The organism is Shinella sp. H4-D48 (assembly GCF_022637395.1).
Lineage (GTDB): Bacteria > Pseudomonadota > Alphaproteobacteria > Rhizobiales > Rhizobiaceae > Shinella > Shinella sedimenti.
In genome coordinates this window covers 627,047-640,002 of the sequence record NZ_CP093338.1, presented here as the reverse complement: position 1 = coordinate 640,002, position 12,956 = coordinate 627,047, and the positions used below count along the sequence as shown (strand labels likewise).

General features: G+C 58.8%; 13 protein-coding genes. 9 read left to right on the top strand and 4 right to left on the bottom strand.

The window, feature by feature from the left end; genetic code table 11:
* Positions 1-51 precede the first annotated feature (51 nt).
* From MNR02_RS19975 to uxaC, 6 genes are all read left to right on the top strand, one after another.
* Positions 52-762, top strand: coding sequence for a GntR family transcriptional regulator (locus tag MNR02_RS19975; RefSeq protein ID WP_241602710.1), 711 nt, complete (start codon positions 52-54; stop codon positions 760-762).
* On the top strand, positions 759-1,973 hold the full coding sequence (locus MNR02_RS19970) for an AGE family epimerase/isomerase (protein ID WP_241949058.1): 1,215 nt from the start codon (positions 759-761) through the stop codon (positions 1,971-1,973). The genes MNR02_RS19975 and MNR02_RS19970 overlap by 4 nt, the downstream gene beginning before the upstream one ends.
* A 21-nt stretch (positions 1,974-1,994) precedes the next feature.
* On the top strand, positions 1,995-2,975 hold the full coding sequence (locus tag MNR02_RS19965) for a C4-dicarboxylate TRAP transporter substrate-binding protein (protein ID WP_241949057.1): 981 nt from the start codon (positions 1,995-1,997) through the stop codon (positions 2,973-2,975).
* Positions 2,976-3,046: 71 nt separating this feature from the next.
* Positions 3,047-3,538 (top strand): TRAP transporter small permease, encoded by a 492-nt coding sequence (locus tag MNR02_RS19960; protein WP_241949056.1) that lies wholly within the window; start codon positions 3,047-3,049, stop codon positions 3,536-3,538.
* On the top strand, positions 3,535-4,830 hold the full coding sequence (locus MNR02_RS19955; protein WP_241949055.1) for a TRAP transporter large permease: 1,296 nt from the start codon (positions 3,535-3,537) through the stop codon (positions 4,828-4,830). The genes MNR02_RS19960 and MNR02_RS19955 overlap by 4 nt, the downstream gene beginning before the upstream one ends.
* Position 4,831: 1 nt before the next feature.
* Positions 4,832-6,223 carry a glucuronate isomerase gene (uxaC, locus tag MNR02_RS19950; RefSeq protein WP_241949054.1) on the top strand — a complete coding sequence of 464 codons (1,392 nt, stop codon included), beginning with the start codon at positions 4,832-4,834 and terminating at the stop codon, positions 6,221-6,223.
* A 145-nt stretch (positions 6,224-6,368) separates the two neighbouring features.
* Here the strand turns inward: uxaC and MNR02_RS19945 are convergent, their stop codons facing one another.
* The 3 genes from MNR02_RS19945 to MNR02_RS19935 form a co-directional block, all read right to left on the bottom strand.
* Positions 6,369-7,646 carry a mechanosensitive ion channel family protein gene (locus tag MNR02_RS19945; protein ID WP_241949563.1) on the bottom strand — a complete coding sequence of 426 codons (1,278 nt, stop codon included), beginning with the start codon at positions 7,644-7,646 and terminating at the stop codon, positions 6,369-6,371.
* A gap of 78 nt (positions 7,647-7,724) precedes the next feature.
* Positions 7,725-8,138, bottom strand: a complete 414-nt coding sequence (locus MNR02_RS19940) for a helix-turn-helix domain-containing protein (RefSeq protein WP_241949053.1) — start codon at positions 8,136-8,138, stop codon at positions 7,725-7,727.
* Positions 8,139-8,178: 40 nt separating this feature from the next.
* A complete protein-coding gene (locus tag MNR02_RS19935; protein WP_241949052.1) occupies positions 8,179-8,643 on the bottom strand; it encodes a hypothetical protein in 465 nt (154 codons plus the stop codon).
* 514 nt (positions 8,644-9,157) lie between these two features.
* Here MNR02_RS19935 and MNR02_RS19930 point away from each other — a divergent pair.
* Positions 9,158-9,598 carry a hypothetical protein gene (locus MNR02_RS19930; RefSeq protein ID WP_241602680.1) on the top strand — a complete coding sequence of 147 codons (441 nt, stop codon included), beginning with the start codon at positions 9,158-9,160 and terminating at the stop codon, positions 9,596-9,598.
* A 214-nt stretch (positions 9,599-9,812) separates the two neighbouring features.
* Here MNR02_RS19930 and MNR02_RS19925 read toward each other — a convergent pair whose 3' ends face one another.
* On the bottom strand, positions 9,813-9,962 hold the full coding sequence (locus tag MNR02_RS19925) for a hypothetical protein (RefSeq protein WP_241949051.1): 150 nt from the start codon (positions 9,960-9,962) through the stop codon (positions 9,813-9,815).
* 66 nt (positions 9,963-10,028) lie between these two features.
* Between MNR02_RS19925 and MNR02_RS19920 the strand changes: the two genes are divergently transcribed.
* Positions 10,029-11,477, top strand: a complete 1,449-nt coding sequence (locus tag MNR02_RS19920; RefSeq protein ID WP_241949050.1) for an aldehyde dehydrogenase — start codon at positions 10,029-10,031, stop codon at positions 11,475-11,477.
* 189 nt (positions 11,478-11,666) lie between these two features.
* Positions 11,667-12,635: an FUSC family protein gene (locus MNR02_RS19915; RefSeq protein WP_241949049.1), complete on the top strand. Its 969-nt coding sequence runs from the start codon at positions 11,667-11,669 to the stop codon at positions 12,633-12,635.
* Positions 12,636-12,956 lie beyond the last annotated feature (321 nt).

Sequence of the window (12,956 nt, the reverse complement as noted above, 5' to 3'; positions counted from 1 at the left end):
TTGTTGACTAGTATGGAAGTATGGAGGTAAGTTCAGTCAGGGAGGAAATGAATGGAAGCAAAGCTCGCGACAGTTCTGGAGTTGGGTGCTGCGGTTGGGCCGCAGCTTCATCGCATATTGCGTGATCGCATTATTCGCGGCGAGCTAGCTCCCGGTGCGCGGATCTCCGAAACCGAGATTGCCAGCGCATACTCCGTATCGCGCCAGCCTGTGCGCGAAGCCTTTATCAAGCTTGCGGAGGAGGGGCTGGTTGAAGTTCGGCCGCAGCGTGGCACCTTTGTCTCCCTGATATCGCTTCCCGTCGTGATGACAGCGCGATTCATGCGCGAGGCGATCGAGGCCGATATCGTCCGCAGGCTGGCCGAAAAGGCCGACGCTGTGATGATCGCCCGCCTCGATGCAAACATGGCCGAACAGCGCAGTCTTGCTCCCGATGCATCCGGAGAGACGTTCATGCGTCTGGACGAGGAGTTTCACCGCTGCCTTGCCGAATTGCTGGGCCATGCGGCAGTGGCGGATCACTTGGAAGAGCTCAAAACCCAGATGAACCGCGTTCGGCACATCAGTGCGCGCAACTTCTCCCGTGATCGGTTGATCGCCCAGCATGGAGAGGTCGTGGAGGCTATTCGCTTCCATGATCCCGGTCGGGCAGAAACGGCAATGCGCCGTCATCTGATGGAAATCGTCAGCGATTTGCCGGGTATCGTCGAGCAGCAGCCTGAATGCTTCCTGGGCGCCGATTTGCTGGAGATGCCGACGTGAGCGGGCAGCTTCAGAGTTCTGCAAGCGATGGGGATGTGCCGGAGCAGGTTGGGCGGGCATGGGCGTTGCTGCTTTCCCGTTGGCTGACCCAGGCCGCAGATATCGAGCATTTCGGATTTTTCGATACGCTGGATGCGGCGGGCAGGCCCCAACTTCGGGCCGATAAGACCATTCTCGTGCAGGCCCGGATGCTATTCACCCTTTCGCACCTCGCACTAATCACGGGTGGCGAAACGCAACTCGTCGAACTGGCAAAGCGTCAGGCGGGTGCGCTTGCTGCGTTTCGGAAGGCAGCGGGGTTGTACTGTCGGGCGGTGCGGCGTGATGGCACCCCGACTGGTCGTCGGGAGGACGGCATCGCCCGCAGTTACGACCAGAGCTTTGTGCTGTTGGGACTTGTGACATGGAACCGGATTGCGCCTTCCGTCGACACGGAAACCGAAATCGAGGCCTGCTGGAGCGCAATTGGCTCAAAGTTGACGGATGCGGCGACCGGCCTGCTTTTGGAGCACGATGGCGTCATTGATCCGGCTGCGCCGCACGCACCACCGCGCGCGCAAAATCCACATATGCACCTCTATGAGGCATGTCTTCAGGCGTTTGAGATGACCGGTGCCGCGGTTTGGCTCGACCGGGCATCAATGCTTCGCAATGTTGCCCTGCGCTATTTTTTGGATGAAGAAACCGGAAGCATTCGAGAATGGGTTGCACCCGATCTTGCTGACCTGCCCGGGGCTGCGGGCTTGCGTCGCGAGCCCGGTCATCAATGTGAATGGGCCTGGCTTTTGCGCCGTGAAGCCTCCTTCAGCGGAAATGCCTTCCTGGATGATCTTGCCGTGCGCCTGATGAATTTTGCCGACCGTCATGGTTTTGCGCAATCGGGAAGAATGCGGGGTGCTGCCCTCGATGCCGTTTCCGCAACCGGTGAGATTCAGGAAGAAGCCTTTCTTCTCTGGCCGCAGACCGAAGCAATAAAGGTCTTTGCGCAGCGCCACGCCTATGGCGATATCGCGGCCGGCCCCCGCGCGCTGGACCTCATGGCGCTGGTATTCGATCGCTGGTTCAGCGCCACGCCCTTCTGGATCAATCGCGTGGACAGTGCAGGCCTCGTTCTATGGCCCGAAACTCTGACGCGCCTCTTCTACCATCTCGCGCTTGCACTGACGGAGGGCGCGCGCGCGGGCCTGTGGGCAGTGCCCCGGGGGAATTGACTTTAACAAAGGAGGAAAGACATGTTCCACATTAAGACAATCGGTATTGCGGCCGCACTGCTTGCCGCAACCGCAACCGGCGCGATCGCCGAAATCAAGTTCGCGCTTTCGACTTCGCAGAACGCAACGGACCCTCTGGCCATTGCGATGGAGGCGGCAGCGACGCGTATCGAAGAGCGGACCAAGGGGGAGATCGACGTTACCGTTTACCCATCCTCGCAGCTGGGCTCGGACAACGACGTTCTGGAGCAGATCCGCAACGGCGCAGCTGTCGCCGTACTTGTCGATGCGGGTCGCCTTGCGCCATTCAAGAAAGAGCTCGGCATCCTTTCGGCACCTTATCTCGTGGATGACTGGTCCCAATACGCTGCCATCACGAAATCCGAACCCTACAAGGCGTGGGTCGAAGAACTGGCGGCCTCTTCCGGCCTGCGGCTTTTGAACTACAACTGGTTCCAGGGCACCCGTCAGATGTTTTCCAAGAACCCGGTGACGAAGCCCGAGGATCTGAAGGGCGTACGCGTTCGCACAATCGACGCCGCCGGCTGGCTAGCCACCGTAAATGCCATGGGTGCGACCGCCGTGCCGATGGCGTGGTCCGAGGTCTATTCGGCTCTTCAGCTGGGTGCGCTTGATGGCGCCGAGGCCCAATTGACAGGCGCCTACGGGATCAAGCTGCACGAGGTGACGGGAAATCTTGCCTTCACCAACCATGTACAACTCGTCACCGGCCTCACGACGTCGGAAGAGTGGTTCAAGTCGCTGTCCCCGGAACATCAGGCGATTCTGGTCGAGGAACTGGAGCGTGCGGGCGATGAGGCTTCGGCGGCAACCGTTGCAAAGGGCAAGGAAGTGCTTGCTGAGATGAAAGCGGGCGGAATGGTGGTGAACGACGTCAATCCCGAGGACTTCAAGGCGCTGACCGCTGGTGTCTACGCCGAACTCGGGCTTGAGGAAGCACGCGCCGCGCTACAGCCCGCGATCGACGCGGCCAAACCCTGACGTGAGCGGCTGGCGCGGGCGGCACGGCCGCCCGCGCCCTGCAGCCGACATGCCAAGCCCAGGAGAAGATCATGTTGAAATTTCTCGACCGGACAGAGGAAATTGCCGCGGTCGCTTTGCTTGCTGGAACGGTCGTTGCCGTCTTGGCGGGGGCAATCGGGCGCTCAGTTGGTCATCCGGTACCGGCAGGTCCCGAGATTGCCCAGCTTCTTCTCATCTGGACCTGTATGTTGGGTGCGGACCTGATGATTAAGAGCGGTGGGCATATCCGCATTTCGGCCTTGCCGGATGCACTGCCACCTATAGGTCGCCGCGTCCTGCACCTCGTCTGTGTCATATGCATGCTCGGCTTCTTGGGCTATTGCGGATGGCTGGGCTGGATGCTGGCAATGTCGAACTGGGCCCGTGAGATGGGCGCCTCCGGCCTGTCCTACGGCTGGGTGACCCTGGCGTTCCCGGTAGGTTGCGCCCTGATGATCCTGTCGCTGCTGCGCCGGATTCTTGGCCATGGCCTGCTGTACTCGATTGAGCCCGAAACCCGTGACGGGGAACAACTCCTGTGATTTCCTTTCTTCTTCTGTGCCTTGCACTTGGCTTTATGGTCATCGGAATGCCGGTTGCTTTCGCCATCGGTGTGGCGAGCCTTGTCTATTTCCTGCTGCCTTCAACCTTCATGCCCGATGCGACGGCGGTGCAGCGGATAATAGCGTCCAGCCAGTCTTTTCCCCTTTTGGCGGTGCCGTTGTTCATCCTTGTCGGCCATCTGATGAACGGATCAGGCATAACGCCCCGCATGATGACCTTGGCTTCGACCGTTGCGGGCTGGATGCGGGGTGGCCTTGCCCAGGTCAGCCTTCTTCTGTCGGCCTTGATGGGCGGCATCTCTGGTTCCGCCGTCGCCGATGCGGCGATGCAATCCCGCATCCTGGGCGGCCCGATGATCAAGGAAGGCTATTCCAAGGGGTTTACGGCGGCGCTTCTTTCCGTGGGCGGGCTGATTACCGCAACAATCCCGCCGAGCCTTGGCCTGATCCTTTACGGCTTTCTGGGAGAGGTATCGATCGGACGGCTTTTTATCGCCGGCATCGTGCCGGGCATCATGCTAACTATTGCTTTGATGATCGCCACCGCCTGGATAGCAAAGCGGCGTGACTATAAGCCTGTCCATGACCGGCTCCCCACATTTTCTGAAGTGATTTCAGCGGTAAAAACCAGCTTCTGGGCGATCCTGTTTCCGGTTTGGCTGATCGTGGGCATTCGCTTCGGTATTTTCACGCCGTCCGAAGCCGGCGCCTTTGCGGTGGCTTACGCTTTGATTGTCGGTATGCTGATCTATCGCGAACTAAGCTTCGCCGCTGTTATCGATGCACTGATCATGTCGGTGCGCGATATCGGCATGATCATGTTCATCATCTTGCTTTCGGGCGCGTTCGGTTATGTCATCACTTTCGAACGCGTCCCACAGACCCTCGCAGAACTGACGCTTGGTCTCTTTTCCTCAAAGATCGCACTCTTGTTTACCATCTCGGCATTTCTGCTGTTCTTCGGCATGCTCGTCGAGGCAACGGTGATTGTTATGCTGCTGACGCCGATCCTGGTGCCGGTCATCACGGCTGCCGGCGTCGATCCCGTGCACTTCGGATTGATCATGATGACGCTGGTCACCTTCGGGGGGATGACACCGCCGGTGGGGGTATCGATGTTCACGGTCTGCGGCATTCTCAAGTGCTCCTACAAGGATTACACCGTCGAACTCATTCCGTTGGCCGCTGCGGTGCTTGGGGTCGTGGCGATCATGATCTGCTTCCCGGATATCGTTATGTTTTTGCCCAATTTGATGATGGGCGGGCACTGACATGCTGTTGCATCCCGACCGTTTGCTGCCCCCCGATCCCGCAACAAAAGCCATTGCGCGCGGCCTTTACGCCGCGGTGGCAGATAGGCCGATAATCTCTCCACATGGACACACCGATCCGCGCTGGTGGGGGGAGAATCCCGCCTTTTCCAATCCGGCCGACCTGTTCATCGTTCCAGATCACTATGTCGTGCGGATGTTGGTCAGCCAAGGGGTGCGCTATGAGGAACTGGGCATTGGGGAAGGGGCGGAGCGCGATCCTCGCACGATATGGCGATGCTTTGCCGCCAATTACCACCTTTTCCAAGGCACACCCTCACGGCTTTGGCTGGACCATGCGCTCTCCACCGTGTTCGGCCTTGCCGAGCGACTTTCGCCGGCCAATGCCGACGCGCATTATGATGCCATCGCCGAGCAACTCGCGAGCCCGCATTATCGCCCGCGCGAACTTTATGACCGGTTCGGCATAGAGGTGATTGCCACCACCGATTCCGCGCTGGATGATCTGCGCTGGCATGCTATGGCGCGCGAAAGCGGATGGAAGGGCAGGGTGGTGCCGACCTACCGGCCCGATGCAGTGATTGATCCTGACAGCGAGGATTTCGCCGCGAACCTGGCCCGGCTGGGTGATCTCACCGGCTGCGATACGGGCTCTTGGCTGGGGTACCTCGAAGCGCATCGTGCACGGCGTGCATTCTTTCGCAGAATGGGAGCCACAGCAACCGATCACGGTCACCCGACACCACGTACGGCTGATTTGGCCGAAACCGCCGCTGCTGCGCTGTTCGCACGTGTGAGGTCCGGCAAGATCGACAGCGGCGATGCTGAACTTTTTCGTGCGCAGATGTTGACGGAAATGGCGCGCATGTCAGTCGAGGACGGGCTGGTGATGCAGCTTCATGCCGGATCCTTCCGCAGCCACAATGCAGCAGTCTATTCGCGCTATGGGCGCGATCGAGGCTTTGATATTCCTGTGCCGGTCAGCTTCACGGTCGCGTTGAAGCCGCTTCTCGATGCGGTGGGAATGGATACGCGTCTTCGGCTGGTCCTGTTCACGCTGGATGAAACCACATACTCCCGTGAACTTGCGCCGCTCGCTGGAGCCTACCCGTCGCTGCGACTTGGGCCGCCCTGGTGGTTTCACGACAGTTTCGAAGGTATCCGTCGCTTCCGCGAACTGGCGACAGAAACGGCCGGGTTTAGGAACACGGTAGGATTCAACGACGATACACGCGCATTGTGTTCGATCCCAGCACGCCACGACGTCAGCCGACGCGCGGACTCTGCCTTCCTTGCAGAACTGGTGGTCACCCATCGACTCGACGAGGCGGAAGCGTACGAAATTGCACCGTTGTTGTCCGATGGCCTCGCGCGCGAGGGCTACAGGCTTTAGGGCCTATCGTATGCGCATCGGCGCGACCGACATCGATTCCAAGTCGTGTTCGCCACCAGAAAATCCAGGCGCGACATTACTAGAGATGATAACGGCTGCAGTGCGAGGCCGTTGGCGCGGGTTTCATATCCGCGCCCCATCGACTCTATTGCGAAGATGATGCCAGACTACCAGTGCGCGAATCCGATAGATTGGAGGATGTGTGCTTAGTCTCTTGACGATAGGCCTGAAAATCGCGACCGCTCGGAATCTGGAAGACGTGCAGTTCAAACTCCGGCAAGATCGCGAGAAGGTGGTCGAAGATATCCGACTGGATGCCTTCATATGCAGCCCAGGCAGTCGTGTTGGTGAAGCAGTAAACTTCAAGCGGCAGACCTTCTGCTTGCGGTGGTAGCTGCCGCACCATAATCGTCATGCCTTGATGAATACCGGGATGGTTGCGCAGATAGTTTTCCACGTAAGCGCGGAACGTCCCGATATTCGTCGAACGCCGCCTGTTGGCGGGGACATCTGCCCGTGCGCCGAGCTTGCTATTCCATGCCGCAAGTTCAGCTTCTTTTCGTTTGAGATATGTCTCCAGATGGCCGAACTGCCTAAGCTTCTCCTGATCTTCCGGACTGAGGAACCGGATGCTGTTCTGGTCGAGATGGATCGAACGCTTGATGCGACGTCCTCCGGACTCCTGCATGCCGCGCCAGTTCTTGACGGGGTCGGTCACCAGCTTGCGGATGGGGACCGTCGTGATCGTCTTGTCGAAATTCTGGACCTTGACGGTATGAAGAGCAATCTCGATGACGTCGCCGTCTGCATTCTGGCCGGGCATTTCGATCCAGTCGCCGACGCGGACCATGTCCGTGGAGGAAATTTGGATGCCTGCGACCAACGACAGCAAAGTGTCCTGAAAGACCAGTATCAATACGGCAGCCATGGCGCCGAGACCGGACAGCAGGATCAACGGTGAGCGATCGATCAGCGTCGCAATCATCAGGAGCGCCGCGATCACATATATCGCGATCTTGACGACCTGCACATAGCCCTTGATCGGCTTCAACCGTGCGTCGGGTCGGCGATGATACACGGTGTCGATGATGTTGAGGGCAGCGCCGATAGCCATGGCGACAGTCAGGATCATGAATGCGCTGGAAACATTGCGCACAACCACGACGACAAATGCCGGGAGGTTCGGCACGATTGCAATGCCGGTCGAGATGACGAGCGCCGGCATGATGTTCGAAAGCCTCTCGATAAAACCGTGCCGGCGTAACTCCTCATCTCGGCCATAGGCGGTGAAGCTCAAGACGCGATTGAGCATCCGCACAAGGAGCGCCTTCACCACGTAGTTCGCAAACAGCGCGGCAACCGCGAGAACGAAAAGGGCAATTCCGGTTGTAAGGACCGGGTGTAGTTCTGGGAAGGTGGAGATCAATGTCGTGTCCTGGAGATGTCGTGCGTAGGGTCGACGCGCGCCGAAAAAACCGGCGCGCGGAACGTCCCCGGCGTCTTACGAAGCTTCGATGCGCGATGCGATCGACCGCAGTCGTCTGTTTAGTGTCTCTGCGTCCGCCGTCGCCTGGCGCAACGCATCGCGAAGCACTTGCCTCTCAGTTTCAGGGGCGGCCAGCGGCCCATACCCTTGTCCGGTCAGAAACCACGATGGGCTCGCCCCAAGAATGCCGGCCATCATCGTCAAGCGATTTGCGCGCGGGACGTCCCGGTCGCATTCCCATGCTTTCCAGCTTTCGGGAAGAACCCCGAGGCGCTCGGCAGCCTCTTCCACAGAAAGGCCACTTGTCGCGCGGGCAAGTGAGATGCGGCCCCCGAGTGTGTCCTCGGCATGCAATTCAAGGTCTTCAGTAAACATCTTCAGTCTCCATTTTTCTGGATTGTTGATCGAACAACGAGAGGTGTTCGCCATGCTTATGCTTGGCGAACAGGTTGGATCACAGGTGTAGGGGTTAGGCGGTTTGCTGCCTGTTGCGCTCGGGAGCCAGACCTCTCCAGAGAACTGGGCACGCGCCGAGCAGCACTATTGCGAAGGGGATTCCCGCAGCACCGCCGAGCGGAGCCCAACCTTCAGATGTTCCGGCATGCGATGACAATGATGCGGGGAAATGCGAAACCGGCTCGGAGACGCCGTAAAACGTGACCCCGATACCCATGTCGGCGGTAACGGCGAAAAGCCAATCAAACGGACCCGTGACGGTCGGTCGGAGCCACACGAAAAAATCGGCCATCGGAGCCTGGAGTGTTGCGGCGAAGAATACGAAAAGAACAACTATGCCGCCTGATATGAAGAAGACCGGAATATGTATGTCCAGCCCCATAAAGTCGACGTCGTCCTGACCGACTTCATAGTCGATCTCTCTCTCAACAGTCACGAACAGTCCTTTCAATTTGAACCCGGAGGCCGATCCGGGCACATTTCCTCCAGCAAGGGGTGTTTAAGCGCGCACTATTTCACGAATTTTTCACTATGGCAAATTCGTGGCGACCGATATACGTTCATCGGCGCAGGCGATTGTCCTGATCATCATGAGAGGATGCCGATTTTGCGTTTCCTTGGGGGTTTCAGCCAATCATCATATGGAAAACCGCAATCGTCACCGGCAAGCTCTTGCAGAGCTTCAAAAAGCCGCGGTTCGAAGCGTCGCAATCGACATCACGAATGTTCACGACGGGCAATGGGACGATCGCACATCGCACTCAACCATGAAGTCCTGATCGAAGAGGCCGGCGATCGAGCACCCGAACCGCCGTTATGGATGGTTTCCCGGCGGCGAAGGTTCCGCCGCCGTTGAAGCGCTACGTCCATTGGGAACCGGCGTGGGAATCCGAAGCGTAAATCCCAAAGTCCGACTTGATTGGTCATGCATTTCCATGGAAGGTTTAAGCACCATATTGTAGTTGTCAGCGCTGATTGCCTTCGGAGAGCATATGTTCAAATACCTTCTTCTCACCGCCTCGCTCAATCTCGCGGTTGTGCCCGCCCATGCACAGGATCCAGCTGGCGTCCAGGGGATATGGTCCGGCCAAGGAGAAGGAGATCTCACCGTCGATCTGAAGCACCTACAAGACGACATTTACAAGATTTCGATCGAGACAACAGTCGCCATGGAAGGCGATCTTCCGGGGTGTGGCGGAGGAGTCGGCGGAGAGGTTAAGCTCGACAAGACAGGCGGAAACTTTTTTGTCGAAAACGAATCCTATGATCCGGATTCTTCGATTCCCGGCCTCAAGGAGCGGTACTGCGAAATCGGCTTAACCTTTACAGAAGGGCGGAAGTTGCTGTTGGAGGAGCGAAGCGGCTGCATCGGCTATCACGGCGCCTCATGCGGTTTCAGTGGGGAGCTTCTTCACGACGACGCCGGGCTTTGAACCCTTCACGGGCGTTGTTCTTTTTAATCAGCTTAAGCCAGAGGTTGCTGCCGGTGAGAATATTGCCGGCCAGTAACTTTACGTAGTGTCGAAACGGAACGATGAACACGCTTGTCTTGAACTGAGCACCCTTTGTTGAGCATCGTAGGGTGCTTCCCTAACTTGATCTCATGACGGCCCGACCTTTCACGCTTCACGTTGGCCCCGAGCTGTGTCAATCAAACTCTCGGGCAGGGAAGCGGCGTTCGTGGATCGGCTGGCTCAGGCGGGAGGGGAAACAGCGTCCCGAGAAGAGCTGACGCTGGCGCTTGGCTACCGGGAGATCGACATTGAAAGTCGCCGTGTGGTGGATCAGCGTTGCCAATGATGGTGTCCTCGAAGCCTCCATCAATGCAGACATCCTCGGCTTCTAAGAAAAAGGAAAAAGACCATGTTGGAACTTAAGCAGATTATCGGCGGCAAGTTCGTGCCGGCCATTTCTGGCAAGACCTTCGATCGCATGGACCCGTTCACCGGCAAAGTGGCAAGCCGCGCCCCGGCATCCGATCTGGATGATGTGAACTCCGTCGTGGCCGCCGCAGCTGCCGCGTTTCCGGCTTGGTCGAAGACTGGCCCGGGACAGCGCCGTGCATTGCTCCTGAAAGCGGCGGACATTCTTGCTTCCAAGGCGGATGAGTTTGCCCGGATCATGATTGAGGAGACGGGCGGAACCGCGCCATGGGCCGGCTTCAACACTATGCTCGCGGCAGGCATTCTTCGCGAGGCAGCGAGCATGACGACGCAGATCCAGGGCGAGATCATTCCCTCCGATAAGCCCGGCACCATGTCGATGGCGATTCGTCAGGCTGCAGGCGTCTGCTTGGGGATTGCGCCTTGGAACGCCCCCATCATTCTCGGAACGCGCGCAATTGCCATGGCTTTGGCGTGCGGTAACACCGTCATCCTCAAGGCTTCCGAAGCCTGCCCAGGTCTCCACCTGCTTATCGGCCAAGCTCTCGTTGAGGCGGGCCTGCCGGATGGCGTTATCAACGTCATCACCAACGCGCCTGAGGATGCAGCTAGGATCGTCGAGGCACTCGTTGCCGCGCCCGAGGTCCGTCGCGTCAATTTCACCGGTTCGACCAAGATCGGTCGCATCATCGGCGAGCTCTGTGGCCGTCACCTGAAGCCGGCGCTACTGGAACTGGGTGGCAAGGCGCCGATGATCGTGCTGGATGACGCGGACATCGATGCAGCTGTAAACGGTGCGATCTTTGGCGCCTTTGCCAATATGGGTCAGATCTGCATGTCCACCGAACGCATCATCGTCGATGAGAAGATCGCCGACGAATTCGTCGCGAAGCTCGCCGCGCGCGCAAGCAAACTGCCGGCAGGCGATCCGCGCGGGCACGTCGTGCTTGGTTCGCTGGTCACACCGGAAGCTGCGACCAAGATGGAAGAGTTCATTGCCGATGCCGTTGGAAAGGGAGCAAAGCTTATCGCTGGTGGCAACCGCAATGGTTCGGTTGTCGATGCGACACTGCTCGATCACGTGACCTCTGGCATGCGCACCTTCGAAGAAGAGTCGTTCGGACCGGTAAAGCCGATCGTGCGCGTAAAGAACGAGGCCGAGGCCGTCTGCATCGCGAACGAAACGGAGTATGGACTGTCCTCGTCAGTCTACAGCCGCGATGTCCAACGCGCGATGGCTGTCGCGGCACAGATCCAGACCGGCATTTGCCACATCAATGGTCCGACGGTCCACGACGAGGCCCAGATGCCTTTCGGCGGCGTCAAGAATTCGGGTTACGGTCGCTTCGGCGGCAAAGCAGCGATCGCGGAGTTCACAGATCTCCGTTGGATCACCATTGAGGACCCGCATCAGCATTATCCTTTCTGAGTGCACGTGCCGGGGGGGCTCCCCCGGTCAATGACCCTTTGGTTGATCGCACTGATAGCCTAGAGTTGCCAGCTATTTGATCCCCTGCATCCCTCGGGCGTAGCAATCTCTGTGTGCGCCGCTGCCGGTCTGTTTTGATTTCGCCGTTGGCGATGACGGCTCTTTTTCGCTCGGAAAGCGGCGGAGACGATGCAGGCGTTTGACGATGGCTGCGCCATTGCCCAAGAATGCGCGACGCGAATGTGTTTGAGAGAAAGTACAGTGATCGTAGCGACAAGATTGATCGACCTGAAGGCCGCTGCGGCGCTGACGCTGGCAGCCTTTTCCGCATTGATAATTGCCAATGCCCTGGGGCTCTCTCACGCTTATTGGGCGCCCATGTCGGTTTGGGTCGTGGCCCAGCCTTATCGTGACCATGTTCTGGAGCGCGGCGCATTCCGCTTGATTGGCACGATCCTCGGCGCAGGCTTCGGGGTGCTGATGATTTGGGCGTGCCCAGACCCTGGAATCCGATTGATGCTGACGTGCCTGTGGATCGCGGTCTGGGGAGGGGCGCAAAACCTCTGGCATGGGCGGGGCCGCTATCTGGCATTGATGACCGGCATGACCGCAGCCGTGGTTGTGTTGCCGGGCCTGCTTTCTCCTACGCTGGACGTGGTCGTCGGGCTCGAGCGTGTGCTTGCGGTGCTCGTCGGTGTTGTCACCGCCGTTGTGGTTATTGGGGTTACGACGCCGCCATCGCCTGAGGTGCTGGCGCGGCGCGCAGATCCAGTGAAAACGCCGTCACAGCCAAGGCTCGTTGTAAACTCAGATTCTGGTGTGCGAGCGCTGCTCGCCGGATCGACCGCGGGGTTGGGGACATTCGCGTTTGGCCTGATGGGCATCCTTGAAGCCTACAGACCCGCCGAACTTAGCGCTCTTGGGTTCGCCATCTTTGCGCTGATCCTGGGCGGACTGCAGCATCCGGGCAAAGTCGCGCCGTTTCTTTTTTCGGGCGTCGTTATCGGGGTCGGTCTGGCCATGGTCTATCGTGTCGGTATCCTGCCATTCCTACCGTCCCAACCCATCGCGATCTTGAGCCTCTTGCCCTTCCTTGCCTCGGGGGTGTGGCCCGCTCATTTTCGCCCACCGCTGGCGCTGCACTCGATGCAAACATGATTTTTCTGCTGCTTGGCCAAGGGTCGGTTCTTGCCGCCACGGATCTTAGAACAGTCACCGTCGAGGGCCTGTCCATAATTATCGCGGCCGCAGCCGCAGCAGGTATCGTCTCCATGCTTGGAAGAACGGGCATAGTTCCTTCAGACTGATGCGACCGGAGGCTGAGGATGGATGTAGCCGGCGAGACAATGCAAGTGATCGGCATCATCAAGACCGATGGTGTGGGCTCGCGAACCGTTGCATGCAGCACCAGCGTCTGATTGACGCGAGCTTCCCAAACCGTCGAAAACACCGGTTGCGTAAGACGATTGTTCACAAGCC